General features: G+C 69.6%; 14 protein-coding genes. 9 read left to right on the top strand and 5 right to left on the bottom strand.

The window, feature by feature from the left end; translation table 11 throughout:
* Window positions 1-20: 20 nt before the first annotated feature.
* The 4 genes from M5C98_RS23710 to M5C98_RS23725 all read left to right on the top strand — a co-directional run bounded on the left by M5C98_RS23710 (window position 21) and on the right by M5C98_RS23725 (window position 3,878).
* Window positions 21-395, top strand: a complete 375-nt coding sequence (locus tag M5C98_RS23710; RefSeq protein WP_272549986.1) for a hypothetical protein — start codon at window positions 21-23, stop codon at window positions 393-395.
* Window positions 396-528: 133 nt separating this feature from the next.
* Window positions 529-1,926, top strand: a complete 1,398-nt coding sequence (locus M5C98_RS23715) for an MFS transporter (protein ID WP_272549988.1) — start codon at window positions 529-531, stop codon at window positions 1,924-1,926.
* Window positions 1,927-1,960: 34 nt separating this feature from the next.
* Window positions 1,961-2,806 carry a shikimate dehydrogenase family protein gene (locus M5C98_RS23720; protein ID WP_272549989.1) on the top strand — a complete coding sequence of 282 codons (846 nt, stop codon included), beginning with the start codon at window positions 1,961-1,963 and terminating at the stop codon, window positions 2,804-2,806.
* Window positions 2,807-2,867: 61 nt separating this feature from the next.
* Window positions 2,868-3,878: an aldo/keto reductase gene (locus M5C98_RS23725; RefSeq protein ID WP_272549990.1), complete on the top strand. Its 1,011-nt coding sequence runs from the start codon at window positions 2,868-2,870 to the stop codon at window positions 3,876-3,878.
* A 116-nt stretch (window positions 3,879-3,994) separates the two neighbouring features.
* Here M5C98_RS23725 and M5C98_RS23730 read toward each other — a convergent pair whose 3' ends face one another.
* Window positions 3,995-5,284, bottom strand: coding sequence for an MFS transporter (locus tag M5C98_RS23730; protein WP_272549991.1), 1,290 nt, complete (start codon window positions 5,282-5,284; stop codon window positions 3,995-3,997).
* 64 nt (window positions 5,285-5,348) lie between these two features.
* Here M5C98_RS23730 and M5C98_RS23735 point away from each other — a divergent pair, with 64 nt between their 5' ends.
* Entirely contained in the window at window positions 5,349-6,290 is a 942-nt protein-coding gene (locus M5C98_RS23735) for an AraC family transcriptional regulator (RefSeq protein WP_272549992.1), read from the top strand.
* A gap of 67 nt (window positions 6,291-6,357) precedes the next feature.
* Here the strand turns inward: M5C98_RS23735 and M5C98_RS23740 are convergent, their stop codons facing one another.
* A complete protein-coding gene (locus M5C98_RS23740) occupies window positions 6,358-9,462 on the bottom strand; it encodes a hypothetical protein (protein WP_272549993.1) in 3,105 nt (1,034 codons plus the stop codon).
* A 172-nt stretch (window positions 9,463-9,634) separates the two neighbouring features.
* On the opposite strand from M5C98_RS23740, the gene M5C98_RS23745 reads away from it, so the two are divergent.
* On the top strand, window positions 9,635-10,261 hold the full coding sequence (locus M5C98_RS23745; RefSeq protein WP_272549994.1) for a flavin reductase family protein: 627 nt from the start codon (window positions 9,635-9,637) through the stop codon (window positions 10,259-10,261).
* A gap of 25 nt (window positions 10,262-10,286) precedes the next feature.
* On the opposite strand, the gene M5C98_RS23750 is transcribed toward M5C98_RS23745, so the two are convergent.
* Window positions 10,287-12,680 (bottom strand): hypothetical protein, encoded by a 2,394-nt coding sequence (locus M5C98_RS23750; RefSeq protein WP_272549995.1) that lies wholly within the window; start codon window positions 12,678-12,680, stop codon window positions 10,287-10,289.
* Between the two features lie 334 nt (window positions 12,681-13,014).
* On the opposite strand from M5C98_RS23750, the gene M5C98_RS23755 reads away from it, so the two are divergent.
* Window positions 13,015-13,233: a hypothetical protein gene (locus M5C98_RS23755; protein WP_272549996.1), complete on the top strand. Its 219-nt coding sequence runs from the start codon at window positions 13,015-13,017 to the stop codon at window positions 13,231-13,233.
* A 65-nt stretch (window positions 13,234-13,298) separates the two neighbouring features.
* Window positions 13,299-13,601 (top strand): hypothetical protein, encoded by a 303-nt coding sequence (locus M5C98_RS23760; protein ID WP_272549997.1) that lies wholly within the window; start codon window positions 13,299-13,301, stop codon window positions 13,599-13,601.
* A gap of 77 nt (window positions 13,602-13,678) precedes the next feature.
* Here M5C98_RS23760 and M5C98_RS23765 read toward each other — a convergent pair whose 3' ends face one another.
* Both M5C98_RS23765 and M5C98_RS23770 read right to left on the bottom strand, forming a co-directional pair.
* The gene (locus M5C98_RS23765; RefSeq protein WP_272549999.1) at window positions 13,679-14,614 is read right to left on the bottom strand and encodes an NADP-dependent oxidoreductase; all 936 of its coding nucleotides are present in this window, start codon (window positions 14,612-14,614) and stop codon (window positions 13,679-13,681) included.
* 43 nt (window positions 14,615-14,657) lie between these two features.
* Window positions 14,658-15,728 (bottom strand): alkene reductase, encoded by a 1,071-nt coding sequence (locus tag M5C98_RS23770; protein WP_272550000.1) that lies wholly within the window; start codon window positions 15,726-15,728, stop codon window positions 14,658-14,660.
* Between the two features lie 98 nt (window positions 15,729-15,826).
* On the opposite strand from M5C98_RS23770, the gene M5C98_RS23775 reads away from it, so the two are divergent.
* Window positions 15,827-16,711, top strand: coding sequence for a LysR family transcriptional regulator (locus M5C98_RS23775; protein WP_272553381.1), 885 nt, complete (start codon window positions 15,827-15,829; stop codon window positions 16,709-16,711).
* Window positions 16,712-16,755 lie beyond the last annotated feature (44 nt).

A 16,755-nucleotide genomic window follows, 5' to 3' on the forward strand; every position in this document is an offset into this window, starting at 1 on the left:
ACCAACCACCAGGAGAATCCATGAAGTGCTTCGTACACCAGGCCGCCGACGCCGTGGGCACCTGCCGGGCATGCAACAAGGGGATCTGCCCGGACTGCGTCAAGGACCTGGGACACTCCATCTGCTGCAGCCAGGGCCCTTGCGAGACCAAGGCCCGCACGCTGGATTCGCAGGTCGCGCAAAGCAGCGTGGTGCTGGCCGCGCAGCGGCGCAACCGGTTCCTCGCCCCGATGTTCTTCATCATCGCCGGGGCGCTGTTCATCGCCTTCGCAGGCAGCGCCACCGGACAATGGTTCGGTTACGGCCAAGCCTTCGGTCTGGGTTTCATCGTCTTCGGCATCGTCCTGGGCATCGCCAGCCACCGGTACGCCAGGGACCTCGAACGCAAGGCCTGATGCGCAGCGGGCTGCTGCCATCCGCCCCCAAGCACGGATGGCCAAAAGGCGCCCCAAGGCATGAGATGCTCCGCAAAACGCCCAACGCAGGCTTTTGCGTCCAACCAGCCATTCCAACAAGGGAGACAAACCCATGCCAGACCACCGCGCCGCCGACAGCGGCTTACAGCAAACGCGCAAGGCCACCGCCAGTGGCTGGATCGGATCGGTGCTGGAGTACTACGACTTCTTCATCTACGCCACCGCCGCATCGCTGATCTTTCCGCAGATCTTCTTTCCCGCAGGCAACCCGACGGCGGCCATCGTGGCCTCGCTCGCCACCTACGGCGTGGGCTACGTGGCCCGGCCCATCGGCGCCCTGGTGCTCGGGCACTGGGGCGACACCCATGGCCGCAAGCAGGTGCTGGTGCTGTGCATGTTCCTGATGGGGTTTTCCACCCTGGCAGTGGGCCTGCTGCCCACCTATGCGCAGGCCGGCCTGCTGGCCCCGGCAATGCTGGTGGTGCTGCGCCTGATCCAGGGCTTTGCGGTGGCCGGCGAGATCTCGGGGGCCAGCTCGATGATCCTGGAGCACGCGCCGACCGGGCGGCGGGGCTTTTATGCGAGTTTTGCGCTGCAGGGCGTGCAGGCGGGGCAGGTGCTGGCGGCGGCGGTGTTCCTGCCGCTGGCGTATTTCTTGCCGGCCGAGCAGTTCAACACCTGGGGCTGGCGCGTGCCGTTCCTGCTGAGCTTCATCGTCATCCTGGTGGGCTACTACATCCGCCGCGAAGTGCAGGAAACCCCCGTGTTCACCGCCGAGCGCCGGCAGGGCGCCGTGCCGCGCGCGCCCATCGTGCAGGCCTTCCAGGAGAACGGGCCGAACATGCTGCGCGTGGTGTGCATGGCGCTCATGAACGTGATCCCGGTGGTGGCGACCGTGTTCGGCGCGGCCTATGCCGTGCAGCCGGGCTATGGCGTGGGCTTCGACAAGAGCGTGTACCTGTGGATTCCGGTGCTGGGCAACATCGTCGCGGTGCTGGTGATCCCGCACGTGGGCAACCTGTCGGACCGCATCGGCCGGCGCCCGCCGATCATCGTGGGCGCGCTGCTGTCGGGGCTGCTGGCATTCCTGTACCTGTATGCCATCAGCATCCACCACGTGCCGATGGCGATCGGCATGTCGCTGCTCATGTGGGGCGTGGTGTACCAGGGCTACAACGCGGTGTTCCCGAGCTTCTACCCCGAGCTGTTCCCGGCCCGCACCCGCGTGACCTCGATGGCCATCTCGCAGAACGTGGGCACCACGCTCACGGCCCTGCTGCCCGCGCTGTTCGCCGCCGTGGCGCCGCCCGGCTCCACCAACGTGCCGGCCACCGTGGGCGCGATCGCGTTCGGCGTGACAGCCATCGCGGCGCTGGCCGCGTGGTCGGCGCGCGAGACCTTCCGCATTCCCACCCAGGACCTGGGCCATCCCGATGCGCAGCCCCTGTCCGAAGCCGCGTACGAACAGGCCCGCCAGGAGGCCCTGCGCAGCCACGGGCGTGGCCGCTGAAAGACCCACGGCAATCGGCCCCTCATCGTTCCCCATGCAGCAGCAAACCATCAACGGCAGCACCCGCCTGATCGCCCACCTGGGCTACCCGACCGAGGCCTTCAAGGCCCCGATGATCTACAACCCGTGGTTCGCGCAGCAGGGCATCAACGCCCTGGTGGTGCCCATGGGCGTGCAGGCCGAGGACTACCCCGCCACGCTGCAGGTGCTGCGCCGCATGACCAACTGGCACGGCGCGCTGGTGACCATGCCGCACAAGGTGAGCACGCTGGCGCTGGTGGATGCGCTCACGCCCACGGCGCGCATCGCCGGGGCCTGCAACGCCATCCTGCGGCTGCCCGACGGGCGGTTGCTGGGCGACCAGTTCGATGGCGCCGGCTTCGTGCGCGGCGTGCAGCGCAAGGGACTTGCCCTGGCGGGCCGGCGCGCGCTGGTGTCCGGCTGCGGCGGCGTCGGCTCGGCCATCGCCGCCTCGCTGGCAGCGGCGGAGGTGGCCGAGCTAGCCCTGTTCGACGTGGACGGCCACCGCGCGCAGGCGCTGGCCGACCGGCTGCGGCAGCACTACCCCGCCCTGCGCACGGTGGCGGGCCGCAACGACCCGGCCGGGTTCGACCTGGTCGTCAACGCGACACCCCTGGGCATGCGCCGGGACGATCCCCTGCCCTTCGACGTGGCCCGCATCGTCCCCGGCACCTTCGTGGGCGAGGTGGTGATGGCACAGGCCCACACCCCGCTGCTGCAGGCCGCGATGGCCCGGGGCTGCCCGGTGCAGCAGGGAACCGACATGCTGTTCGAGATGATTCCCGCCTACCTGGAGTTCTTCGGCTGGGGCGGGGCCACGCCCGAGGCGCTGCGTGCGGTGGCGCGCATCGTGTATTGACCGGTGCCTGTCCGGCCGCTACCGTCACGCCACCTTCCGCTTCGCACACCAGCGCCATTCGATGCCCACCACCCCCCGCTCCCTCGGCCCCTTCCAGGTCCACCCCATCGGCCTGGGCTGCATGAACCTCAGCCATGCCTACGGCGTGCCGGCCTCGCGCGAGCAGGCCGAGCGGGTGCTGCTCACCGCGCTCGACGAGGGCGTGACGCTGTTCGACACCGCGGCGCTCTACGGCTTCGGGGCCAACGAGACGCTGGTGGGCGAGATCCTCGCGCCGCACCGCCAGCGCATCACGCTGGCGAGCAAGTGCGGCATGCAGGGCGTGGACGCGAACGGCGACGGCCGGCTGGTGCGGGTGATCGATGGCCGCCCGGCGACCTTGCGCGCGACCTGCGAGGCGAGCCTGCGCCGGCTGCGCACCGACGTGATCGACCTGTACTACCTGCACCGCTGGGACCGGCGCGTGCCCATCGAAGACAGCGTGGGCACGTTGGGCGACCTGGTGCGCGAGGGCAAGATCCGCAGCGTGGGCCTGTCGGAGGTGTCGGCCGCCACGCTGCGCCGCGCGCATGCCGAGTACCCCATCACCGCGCTGCAGACCGAATATTCGCTGTGCACGCGCAACCCCGAGATCGCCGTGCTGCAGGCCTGCCGCGAGCTGGGCACGGCGTTCGTGGCGTTCAGCCCGCTGGCGCGGGGCTTTCTGGGCGGCGCGCTGCGCGATGTGTCCACGCTGGCGCCGGGCGACATCCGCCGCACGATGCCCCGCTTCGCGCCCGAGGCCTACGCGGCCAACCTGCGGCTGCTGGGCGCCTACGAAGCCCTCGCCCGCGAGGCCGGCTGCACGCCCGCGCAGCTGGCCCTGGCCTGGCTGCTGGCGCAGGGGCCGGAGATCATCCCGATTCCGGGCACCACGAGCGTGGCCCATCTGCGCGACGACCTGGGCGCTGCCAGCGTGCAGTTGCCGCCCCACCTGCTGGCGCAACTGGATGCGCTCGTCCACGACCGCGCGATGGCGGGTGACCGCTACCCGCCCCAGGCACAGGCGGAGGTGGATACCGAGGTGTTCTGAGCCTGCTGGCGAATTGCTACTATTTTTACAGCAACACGCCCTAGTGAAATATGCGCTGGAGCCCTAAAAGGCTTGAAACCATTTCAGGCGATTGACTGGCCTGCCACCCGCCCGCGTCAGGCCGCCACCGAACGGGCCGCGCGCGTGCGTGCCGCCACGCCGGCCCCCACCACGCCCGCCGAGGCCACGCCCAGCACCAGCGCCGCGGCCGATCCATAGAAGATGCCGTGCGCCGCACCGCGGTCCAGCAGCGCGCCGAAGATCGGCGCCGCCACGCAAAAGCCCAGGTCCAGGCCCGAATACACCGTGCCATACACCCGGCCCGTGGCCCCGGGAGGCGCGGCCCGCTTGATCAGCATGTCGCGCGAGGGGCCCGCCAGGCCCGTGCCCAGGCCCGCGATGGCGGCGAACGCCACGGCGCCCATGCCGGGCAGCCAGCCGGTGCCCACCAGCAGCAGCAGCACGCCGGTGGCCAGCAGGCACACGGTGATGATGCCCTCCAGCCGCGCCACGCGGCCGGCGAGAAAGCCGCCCACCACCATGCCCGCGGCGCCGCACAGCATGTAGCCCGTGACCACCATGGAGGTCACCGCCAGCGGCAGGCCGTACATCTGCTGCAGCGCGGGGCTGGCGAAGCTCTGGATGGCGCTCAAAGCGCAGGTGGTCCAGAAGAAGAACGAAAAGCACAGCCACACCGAGGGCAGCTTAAGAAAGGCCATGGGGTGCTCGGCCACGGCTGCAGCGCCTGCGCCGCCGGCAGCGGTGCCGGGCTTGGGCGCGTGGGCCCAGGCGCCCTGGCGGTCATCGAGCGCATCGCGCTGCCACACCATGATGGCCAGCACCACCGCCGCCAGCGCGGCCCCGCACAGGCAGGCGGTGCGCCACGATCCGGTGGCCGCGGCGATGCCGGCCATGAAGACCGGCGCCGTGGCCCAGCCCAGGTTGCCCGAGATGCCGTGCACCGAGAAGCCGTGGCCCAGGCGCTCGGGCGACACGCGCTTGTTCAGGATGGTGAAGTCCACCGGATGGAAGGGCGCATTGCCCAGGCCCGCCAGCGCCGCCGCCAGCATCAGCCCCGCGTAGCCCTGCGACGTGCCGGCCACGAGGCCCGCCACGGCGAAGCTGGAGAGCGCGAAGAACAGGATCGGGCGCGCGCCCACCCGGTCCACCAGGAAGCCCGACAGCGCCTGCCCCACGCCCGAGATGACGAAGAACACCGACACCAGCAGCCCCAGCTCGGAGTAGTTGAAGCCGAACTCCGCGATCAGGAACGGAAACAGCGGCGGCAGCAGCATGTGAAAGAAATGCGAGGAGCCGTGCGCCAGGCCGATGAGGCCGATGGTGCGGGCGTCCTGGCGCAGCGTGCCCGCGGGTGCTGCGGCAGATGGGGATGCGGTGGAGGTCATGCAGCGATCTTAGGCAGCGGCGCGGCGGCAGGTTGACGATAGACTGCCAACTTCTGTCGCGAACATGCCAAGCACTCCTTCTTCTGCCCTGCAGCGCAGCGCCATCAGCGCCTCCCACGCCAGCGCCCCGCCCGGCACGCGGCCGCGCCGCACGGTGTCGTATGTCAGCTCGCTCACGCCCGACCTGTTCGTGCCCAGCGCCACACGCCCGGTGCGCGCCAAGGCGCGCTGGCTGCCGGCCGACACGCAGGTGCTGCCCCACTGCCACGCCTGGGCCCAGGTGGCGATCTCGACCACGGGCGTGATCCACCTCACCGTGGCGCAGGGCACCTACATCGTGCCGCCTTCGCGCGCGCTGTGGATTCCCCCGGGCGTGGAACACGCGGTGACCATGGTGCAGGACGCCGACCTGCGCACGCTGTACCTGCACCAGCCGCGCGGGCGCTGCGGCCCGGGCGGCGTGGTGCGCGAGGCGGACGATCCGGCCTGGCGGCAGTGCCGGGTACTGGAGGTGTCCGAACTGCTGCGCGCGCTGGTGCGCGAAATGCCCAGCGAACCCGACGGCGCCGGCACCCCGCCCACGCCCGACGCGCTGCGGCGCGAGCGCCACCTGAGCGCGCTGATCTGCGACGAACTGCGCAGCGCCGCCGCCCTGCGCCTGGGCGTGGACCTGCCGCGCGATAAACGCCTTTTGCACCTGTGCGAGGCCGTGCTGGCGGACCCCACGCGCCATGAGACGCTGGAAGACTGGGCGCGCGACACCGGCGCCAGCCCGCGCACCGTGGCGCGGCTTTTCAGGACGGAACTGGGCAGCACCTTCACGCAGTGGCGCCAGCAGGTGATCCTGGCCAAGGCCGTGGCACTGGCCGCCGAACGCCTGCCCGTGGGCCGGATCGCGGCCGAGCTGGGCTACAGCGCCAGCGCCTTCAGCGCCATGGTGCGGCGCGCGGTGGGACAGACGCCGGGGCGGTTCCTGGGGCAGCACCAAGGGCCGGGCATGGCCTGAGCGTGCCCCCGGTGTGCCCCCGCCCCCGGGTCCAAGCGGGGCGCACCGGCGGCGAAAGAGCGGCCCTTCAGTGCCTGGGACACACTGGCGAGCGGCCGAACAACCAGGCCGCCGCAGCGGCCATCAGCGCCGCCAGCAGCCAGCGGGCGCCCAACGACAGCGAGGGCACGGGCTGCACCTGCTGCACCTGCAGGACCGCCACCGCGGTGTCGTCGGCCGCCACGGTGTCCCCCACGGCGGCCGTGCTGGCGCGCAGGCTCGACGGACCCAGCGCGGCCGGGACGCCCGCCACGCGGCAAGTCACCACACCACCTGCCGGCACGGCGTCGTCGCTGACCCAGGGGGCCGCGCCTGGGCCCAGCGTGCAGCCCTGCACGGCCAAGCCCGCAGGCAGGCCGCTGTCGATGGCGCATCGCGTGCCGCTGGCAGCGGGGGTGTTGCCCACGTTGGTGCAGGTGAACGTGCCGGCATAGGTCCCCTGCAGGATCGCCGCAGGCGGCAGTCCGGCCAGGCTGACCGCCATGTCGATGACGGCCATCCGCGTGGTAGCGGTGGCCCGGTTGTTGGCAGGGTCCGCATCGCCCGGCGCGTTGGCCGTGGCGGTGACGGCCACTGCGCCATTGGCAGGGGCGGTGTACCGGAAGGCGAATTGCAGAAACTGCCCGTCCGCCAGGGTGGCCGGCATGCCGGTGAAGGTGGCCGCACAGGTGGCCGGGTCGTACCCGGCCAGGCCCACGCCCGCCGGCAGGCCCGTGAAGGCCACGCCGGCGGGGCAGCTTGCGGGCGTGCCGATGGTGACGGCCCAGGTCCAGCCGCTCGCCGCCGTGCCGCCGTTGTTGGAGAACCGGAGCGAGCCCACCACGGTGCTGCCTGGCGTGGCGGACGCCGGCGCGCTCGCGCCCGCCTGCACATCGTTCGTTCCGATGGCCGTGCTGGCACGCGCCACGTTGTTGGCGGGGTGGTCGTCGGGGTCCTGCGCGGTGGCGATGGCCGCCACGATGGCGACGGGCCCCGACGCGGGCGCGGTGTAGCGCAACGTCAGCGGTGCGGCGGGATCGGCCCCCCGCACCATTTGGCCCGGCGCCAGCGCGGCCGGCAGGCCGGCGAGGGTGTAGCGGCCCTGCCCCGCCACGGTGGAGCAGCTGGCCGAGGCGCCGGCCGGCAGATTGCCGAAGGCCAGCGCCGGCGCCGCGCAGCCCGTGCCCGCCGCAACGGTATAGGTGACCCCTGAAAGCGCCGAGCCGCCCTGGTTGGAGAAGGTGAGCACGCCCTGGACTGTAGCCCCCGGCAGCGCCGTTCCGGGAACGAACACCTCTGCCTCCGCGTCGCGCACGATCGGATCGATCGTCAGGGTGCCGGTCTGCGGCGCAACGCTGTAGTAGGTCCAAAGGTTCAGCCCCTTGGAGTCGCCCCAGCCGCCGGCCGGGGCGCAGTCGCTGTTGGCGTTGGTTCCCGGAAGCCACCAGCGGTACAGGCGGGCGCTGGCGCCATAGGCGAGCGTCGAATCCACGCCCTGCAAGGCCTCGGCGGGGCTCGGTCCGGGCGGCACGGCGCCGGGGCACAGCGTTCCGTTGAGCTGGCCCACCAGGACGCCGCTGCGGGTGACATAGCCCCGGTCGTCGAAGAAGACGGTGGTGTCGCCGGCGCCCGTGCCGTTCAGCCGGGTGATGGTGGGCCCGCCGCCGAAGGTGGCCGTGGCCTTGCTGGTGCCGTTGCCGTTGTTTTCCGAATCCAGCATGGGCAGATGGATCTCGCCCGCCCGCGCGGTCGCCCTGAAAAGATAAGGCGTCGCCTGCGGTGGAAACAGGTTGCCCGCCGCGTCGTTGCCGCTCCACAGCACCGAATATTCGCCCGACCCGGCGATCCCCGTGATGACCGCGTTCGCCGCGTTGGACGGGCTGAAATCCGCGCCGTCGCGGCTCACGACGATCTGGTACGAAGTGGCGTCCTTCGTCGTCACCTGGAACGTGCCGCCCGCGCCGGTGGTGGTGCGCTGCGGGTCGGGCAGGTGGCCGGTGAAGGTGGCGCTCACCAAGGACGGCGTGGGCGGCACGGTGGGAATGTTCAGGGCCGTGAGCACCGCGTCCACCGCGGCCGCATTCGGGCCTGCGGGCGCGATGTCGCTGAAGAAGATCGGGTACTCCGCCCGCTGCGAGGTCACGCCCTGCGGCAGGTCGGTGACGTAGGAGTCCTGCCCGCGAATGTCCTTGTAAAGCGGCTGGCCGTTGTCCAGAAAACCCAGGCTGTTGCCGTACAGCACGAACCCGTTCGGGTCCATGCCGGCAAGCGCCTGGGAGTAGCGGTAGCCGTCGCGCGTCACGTAGTAGTGCCGCGAGAAGATCGGCCGGTTGTTCACGCCCGCAAAGCCTGCCCAGGCATACGTGAAGAGGCGCCCGTTCAGGTCGGCCAGGGCATCGGCGCGCGCGCGTACCGTCACGTCCCAGGCCGCCACGGTGTTGCTGCTGGGGCGGGGGTTGAAGATGTCGGCGTTCAGGTTGGTCGGGCCGCTGGGTGTTGCGGTGAACAGCACGCCGTAGATGCCGTTTTCCGGGACCCGATAGGCGCAGGGCGCAAAGCCTCCGGTGGCGGTGGCGCTGCCGTCGGCGCTGTGCGGGCCCGCCAGTTCTTGCGCCCGCGTCACGATGGCGCCCCGCCCCGGGCCGCCGTAGCTACCGGCAGGAACGGCCGCGGATGCGCAGGAGAATGCGGCCACCGCGGGCACGGTCTCATCCCCCGGCGTGCCGAAATCCGTGGGTGCATAGACCAGGATGTCGCCCCCGTCGCTGCGGTTGCTGGAGCCCAGCAAAACGTATTCGCCCGCCCGGGCATACACGTAGAGGAACGTGCGCCGGTTCACCTTGCCGACGTAGTAATTGCCGGGCTGCAGATCGAGATTGGCGCGGCAGCCGCGGTTGGCCGCGTTGGCACAGGTGCCGCCGCTGGTGGGGTAGCTGGCCGGGTACAGCGTGCGGCTGCCTTCTGCACGGACCGCGGAGGTGAACAGCAGCGCCGTCAAGATCCACCCCCCTGCCGCCATCCACCATGGGCTGTGGAGCCTCACGGGCGAGCCCGCCTGCCTGGCGCGCGACAAGCCGCTACTGCCAGCGTGGAAATCGGCCGTCCACTTCGAGCGGCGCGGCGACAGGCAAGGAACGATGGAAGGCAGGGACATGGCATAAGGGGAAAAGGCGCGGCATGGAATCACGCCTGATGGCTGTGAGTGCCCAACAAAAGGTTACAAGTTGTCAGGAAAGGGGTGGTTTTCACACTGCGGAATAGCCAGGCCCAGGGGCCTCCAGCCCGGCCAGACGGCCCCTGGCAATGCCTGCGGTATCGTCGTGGAGATGAACCAGGCAACCACATTCCACAGCTACGAACCCCGCCAGGGCCACGGCCTTCCGCACGATCCTTTCAACGCCATCGTGGGGCCGCGCCCCATCGGCTGGATCGCCTCGCGCAGCGCGGCCGGCGTACTCAACCTGGCGCCCTACAGCTTCTTCAACGCCTTCAACTACACGCCGCCGATCATCGGATTCGCCAGCATCGGCGCCAAGGACACCCTCGCCAACATCGAGGCAACGGGCGAGTTCGTGTGGAACCTGGCCACCCGCCCGCTGGCCGAGGCCATGAACCAGACCTGCGCCGCCGTGCCGCCCGAGGTGGACGAATTCGCATTGGGCGGCCTCACCCCGGTGGCCTCGCGGATCGTGTCCGTGCCCCGGGTCGCCGAAAGCCCCGTGGCCATGGAATGCCGCCGCACGCAAATCGTGCAGTTGCAAGGCGCGGACGGCGAGAAGGTGCCCACCTGGCTGGTGCTGGGCGAGGTGGTGGCGGTGCACATCGACCGCGCGCTGCTCAAGGACGGGGTGTACGACACGGCCCATGCCGGGCACATCCTGCGCGCGGGCGGGCCGGCGGACTATTTCACGGTGGGGCCGGAGCAGTTGTTCAAGATGCATCGGCCGCGCTGAGCGGCCACCGGCGCGGGCCGCAGCCTCACTGCAGCCGATAGGCGTTTTCCACCGTGTATCTGCCGCCCTCGACGACTCCGCCTTCGTCCTGTTCTTCGTCGTCCGCGTCGATGTGGCCCGCGTCCACGTACTCGAAAGGCGCTGGACTGCCCAGAGACGTCAGCACGCCGCCATAGGCTGGCAATGTCTCGTCCTCCTCGTTGCTCTCCGCAGCAGCGCACACCAGCGCGCACCCCATTGCCTCGGCCTTGCGCCGGGCGAGTTGCATCAAGGCTTGGTCTGCCGGACCCTCGGCCTGCATGCCCGTGTGGGCATACAGCTTCTCGACATACAGAACTGGCTGTCCCGCCGCCTCGTCCAGCAGGAGCCGGACCATGCGCCGCGCAGCGATGGTGCCGTCGTGCGCCCGGACCAGCAGCATGCGGTATTTGCCATCGATCACATAGCCCATCAGGGCCTTGCTGTACTGCGCGTCCTCATCGACGCTCTGGCAACTCGCAATGTCGGTTCCACACAGCAGCAGATCTTCCGGATGGTCGGTGTCCTCGACGGGGAACGGATGTGCAGATGCCTCCAGCGCCACGGGCTTCTTCCACTGCGCATAGGCCTCAGGGGCCAGCCTTTCGATCTCGGCCAGATGGGCAGATTCATTCGTTGCGTACCGCAAGGCCTGGAACCGGGCGAGCCCTTCTTGCGACCAGACGACGCTGTCGGCAAACCGCTCCAGCGCGCTCAGGACCGCCTCTTTTCCATCGTCCTCGTCGAGGTTGGAGCGGATGTTCTGTGCGTGGACGATCAGCGCTTCGGGTTGCCGCCAGGAAGAGAGAAACGCATTCCAACCGGCCAGGTTTTCAGTGCTTTCGTCCCGGGCTCCGGCCCCCGGCATCGCAAGACGCAGCGCGGGTTCGATCACCGATTGGATCGATGCCGGCCTGTTCCGGGATTGCGCCAGATCGGTCAGCATGTCGAGCACAGCGCAAGACTGCGCGTCCTCCCCCGTAGCGCACTGCACCGCGATGGCGATGAACCGCAGGTTGTCGAGAAAGCCGCGGCAACGCTGCGACCCCGTGCCACTGGCAGGCAGCGCATGCTCCAGAAGCTGGCGGCGCTCTTCATGAGAAAGATCGCACTCGCTGTCTGCCAGGAGGGTCAGATCCTTCAGCGCCCGGTGCAGCCAACGACCGTTCTTGAGATCGGACGAGCCCAAGACCTCCAGCAACTGCGGCGAAGGCCGGGCAGGGCCGTCTGCTTGCGCAAACAGCGGATGCAGCGCGATGGCCAAGCTGCGCATGTGGGGCCTGTGAAACGGTGCTGAAAATTGCAGATAGCCGTGGGCATCGTCACCGGCATGGGCTGTCAACGCCAGCCGCTCCGTCAGCTGCCGGCGCAGGTGGGGTGCGTGCAATCGTGCCAAAGACTGCAAAGTGCCCTCCAGTCCCGCCAGTCCCGAGGGCTGCAAGCCGCCGAACATGACCGCGGCTTCGAATGCCCACTGTTGATGCGTCGCGCGCGCCAAGGCGCCTCGATGGGTGGGATCGCCATCCGCGATACGCTGGAGCACGGGTGGAAGCTGCATTCCGGCCAGTGTCCTCTTCAGCGCCTGCAAGCGAATGGCGGGGTCTGAATGCGTCATCTCGATGAAACCGCCCCAGACGGGCTTCCAACGCTGGAATTCTTCGCCCGCCAGCCGACGCAGCTCCTCGCGGGTGGCAAGGGGCGCAAAAAGCTGCAGGGCCTGGGCAAACAACCGCGAATGGCTTGCGGGAGCCAGATCGAGACGATAGAAGCCGCTGCGATGGCGACCGTGGAACTGCAGGTTCTCTGCATCCCGCGCCTGTTGCGCAAGCGCTACTGCAAGGCGCACCGGCTCCGGCAGAGCGAGGATCTCCGGTATTTCGCTTTTCTCCAAACCAATCTGGTGGCGCCGGGCCACCGCCGCTGCGACGATCGACAGGGCCTCGACCGTCGCCCCCTCTTTGCTTGCCAGCGAGTACAACGCCGACAGGCCCTGTGGATGTTCCGCCACGGCCTCGGCCAACGCCCGTCGATCGCTTTCGGCCACCCGGGAATCCACCGCCAGAGCCACGATGTCTGAAAACTGGCGACTGCTCAACGGCACGCGGTCCAGCAAGGCTTTGCGGGCGCGCTCGAACAGCGCATGGGCCTGCCGCTGCACGGCAGATTCGGAGGCCTGGGCCGCAGCGCCGCAAGAGGAATCCTGCGCCCCACCCTGCCGCGCAGCCAGCGACTGCCGAGGCGCCATCGCCCCGGCCTCCTGGGGAGCGCCGCGGGACGCGAGCGGGCCGGCCTCCACCGGCGCGCGCTGCGTGGGTGGGGGCGTACGAGTGGCCTCTTGCCCCGGCCCAGGCGTGGCCTGGGTGGGCAAGGCCGGGTTGCGGGCCGCAACGGGTGTGGTCATGGAAAGGAAGATTTCTCGGGATGGTTTGCAGCCGCGCCGAACGGCTGGGGAATCGATGGCATCGTGCCGCGATCGCAACCAGACACCGACTGCCGTGCGAAACGTTGCACGCCATTGCGACGCCTGGGTGTGCGGCCCCCATCCGCGCGGCGTGGCGGACATGCCCCTGCGGTGCCAAGGACACCGAATCCATCGGCCCAGAGTTTTCCGAAAAACCTTGGGCCCGCAGCGCTTATGCTGCTGGCGCACGCAGCGATCCTTTTTGAAACCCGGGCGCCCACCGCATGCTGCTGCAGACCCCGGCGGCAGGGCGCCTTACGCGGAGCGACGACACATGAACCCCACCCGACTGATCGCCATCGTTTTGATCGTGGCCGGCGCCCTGGGCCTGGCTTACGGCGGCTTCAGCTATACGAAGGACACCACCGTGGTGAAGGTCGGTCCGCTGGAGATTTCGGCCAAGGAAAAAGAGACCGTCAACATCCCGCTGTGGATGGGCATCGGCGCCATTGCCGTCGGCGGCCTGCTGCTGGTGCTGAGCGCGAAGAAGTGATGTCCGCCGTGATGCCGGCATCCTGCGCGATGCAGGGCTGACCCGATGGACCAGGACTGCGCCCCATGAAGGCCGCCGCCTTGCGCCGCTTCGCCGGGCGCTGCTGGTTCGGCCTGCTGTGCACCGCCCTCGGCCTTGCGCCGGTGCTGCTGCTTTTGCTGTCGTGGCCATTGCTGCGCCTGCTCGGCTGCGAAGGCAACGAGGGCTCGGGCATGCAGTGCGCATCGGCCCCGGGGCTGTCGGATGCGGCGTATTCGGTGCTCATGATCGGTGCGTGGGGGTCGATGTTCACGCTGCCCTCGGCGCTGATGCTGTACCTGGCCGGGGTGGTGGTGCGCTGGCTGGCGCGCCCACCGGCGCAGCGGTAGGGCCGGTGCGCCGGCCGGTGCGATGCACCGCCGAAAGACGCTTCGCTTTCCTTGCGGTTGCCGCGGCCGGTAAGCGTTCAGCGCGTGAAGTCGGCCACCACCTTGCCGATGCGAGGGCCGGTGCGATTGCGTTCGATGGCTGCCGGAATGCCGTTGAAGCCCACGGTATCGCTCAGCTTCGAGATCAGCGAGCCTTGGGCAATTTCCTGCGCGAACTGCGCCAGGAGCACCGCGTCCGCCTGGTTCACGAACCACAATCCGCGACGGCCGGCAGGTGTGCGTGCGGCGATGTCGGGCGCGGCCGCGCTGACGATGGCGCCGCCTTCGGCCAGCACGGTCCACGAGCGATCGAGCGCCTCGCCGCCAACGTAGTCCAGCACCAGGCCGATGCCCTGCGCCACCGACTCGAAACGCTCGCTTCGGTGGTCGATGACGTGGTCCGCGCCCAGGCTTCGGACATAGTCGAGGTGCGCTGCGGAGGCCGTGGCGAAGACCTCGGCGCCGGCCCGCTTGGCGTACTGCACGGCGTAGCCGCCCAAGCCGCCCGCAGCGCCGTGGATCAGGATGCGCTGGCCTGCCGCGATGGGCCCCGCCTGGTGCAGGCTCTGCCAGGCTGCAACGGCCGCCACGGGGATGCCGGCGGCCTGCACATCGTCCAGCCCCACGGGGGTGTGCACCAGGTTCGCCTCGGCGACCGGCACGAATTCCGTGTACGCGCCGAGCCGGCCCAGCGGGCCCATGACGCGGTCGCCGACCCGAAAGCGCGAGGCCCCCGGCCCGACGGCCTCGACGGTGCCGGCCAATTCGATGCCGAGCACCGCAGGCAGGGGAATCGGGAAAGCCTTCTGGACCAGGCCTTCGCGGACTTTCCAGTCGATGCCGTTCACGCCGGCCGCCCGGACACGGACCAGCACCTGGCCGTCGCCGGCGGAGGGTTTCGGGATCTCGCCGATCCCGGCGGCCGACGCGCCGCCGTAGGCGCGGATCAGGACCGCGCGTTGGGTCGTTGTCATGGGAGGTTCTCCTGTCCAGATGTCGATGGCGGGGCGCGCCGTTTCAGGCGGCTGCGCCGGCCAGGCCCGGGTAATCGGTGTAGCCCCGGGCATCACCGCCGTAGTAGGTGTTGTGGTCCGGCGCATTCATCGGGGCGTTGGTTTTCAGGCGCTCGACGAAGTCGGGGTTGGCCAGCACCATCTGTCCGTAGGCTTCCAGATCGGCCAGGCCCGACGCCAGGTCGGTGCCGATCTGCTCGCGGGTGCGCCCCGGCCGGTTCACGATGAGCGTGCCGCGCCAGAGCTTGCGAATGTCCGCCACCAGGGCTTCGTCGCCCACGTGCATCACATGCACATAAGCCAGGCCCAGCCGGGAGAGTTCGGCGACCAGATGGCGGTAGAGGGCGGGCCCTTCGGCACCCTCGTCGATGCCCCCCAGCTGCGCGCCAGGCGACAGGCGAATGGCGGTACGGTCCGCACCGATTTCCTCGGCGATCGCGGTGGCCACTTCGATCGCGAAACGGGCGCGGTTCTCGATCGATCCGCCGTACTGGTCGGTGCGGGTGTTGGCGCTCGGGGCGAAGAACTGCTGGACCAGATAGCCATTCGCGCCGTGGATTTCGACGCCGTCGGCACCCGCTTCGATCGCCCGGCGAGCGGCCAGGCGAAAGTCCGCCACGGTCTGGCGAACCTCGTCGGTGGACAGCGCGCGTGGCTCGGGGATGGGCTGCATGCCCGTCATCGTGAACATCGGCGCGCCGGGTGCGATCGCCGAAGGCGCCACGGCCTGCCGGTGGTGGGGCGTGTTGTCGGGGTGCGACATGCGGCCCACGTGCATGAGCTGGATGAACAGCCGCGCGCCCTTGGCGTGCACGGCGCCAGTGATGGCCTGCCAGCCGGCGACATGGGCATCGGTGTAAATGCCGGGGGTGGTGAGGTAGCCTTGGCCGTCGTCGGAAGGCTGCGTGCCTTCGGAGACGATCAGCCCGACATCGGCGCGCTGCGCGTAGTAGGTGGCCGCGAGGGCCGTGGGCGTGCCGTCGGGCGCGGCGCGGGAACGGGTCATCGGCGCCATCACGAGGCGGTTCGACAGGGTGTAGCGGCCGACGGTGGCAGGGCTGAAAAGGGCGGTCATGGGGTTTCTCCGGTTGCGAAGCTGCATCTTCGATTAACCTACCCATGAGATAAAGATGGTTTAGTGAGAATGATTGATCCAATATTGACGCAATGGCCATCGAATACCTGAACGACATGGCGCTTTTCGTGGAGGTGGTGAAAGCCAAGAGTTTTCGCGCGGCCGGCGATGCGACGGGGGTGCCCAACTCGACCTTGTCGCGCCGGATCGGCACGCTGGAGAAATCGATCGGCCTGCGCCTGCTGCATCGCACGACCCGCAGGATCGAGCTGACCGAAGCGGGACAGATCTACTACGAACGCTGCCGGCGCATCGTCGAAGAAGCGCGGATCGCGCATGAGCAGCTGGGCGACATGCTCGCCCAGCCCAGCGGGGTGCTGCGTGCGTCGTTGCCGGTGGACTTTGCGACCATCTACATGGCGCCGCTGATCGCGGAATTCGCCCGCCGCTATCCGGGCATCGCCTTCGATCTGGACCTCACCCCCCGCCGGGTGGACCTGGTGGCCGAGCCCTTCGATGTGGCCATCCGCATGGGCGAGCAACCGGACTCGACGCTGATCGCGCGCCAGCTGGCCCGCCTGACCACCCACCTGTACGCATCGCCCCGCTATCTGCGGGCAGCGGGCGAGCCCGCAGATCCCATCGCGCTGTCACAGCATGAGTGCATCGGCTCTCCGAAGCTCGGCCCGTGGGTGCTGCACGCCAACGAGGGGGAGGCCACCGTGGAAGTCGCTATCGGCCAGCGCTTCAAGGTCAATAGCGTGGGGATGAGCCGCAGCCTGGCCGTGCTGGACCAGGGCATCGCTCTGCTGGCGGAAGGCGTCGTCGCGGACCACGTGGCCGAGGGGCGCCTGCGCCACGTCCTGCCGGGCTGGCACGGAACGCCCGTCCCGGTCTATGCCTTGACCGAAACGCGGCTCCTGCCGGCAAAAACGCTGCGTTTCATCGAGTTCCTGCAGGAGCGGCTGGCCACCGGTCCGTGAAGCCGGCCGCAAGGTGCCCGCCCGGCCGCCCTGGCCGCCCTGGC

The organism is Acidovorax sp. NCPPB 3576 (assembly GCF_028473605.1).
In the GTDB taxonomy this organism is placed as follows: Bacteria; Pseudomonadota; Gammaproteobacteria; order Burkholderiales; family Burkholderiaceae_C; genus Paracidovorax.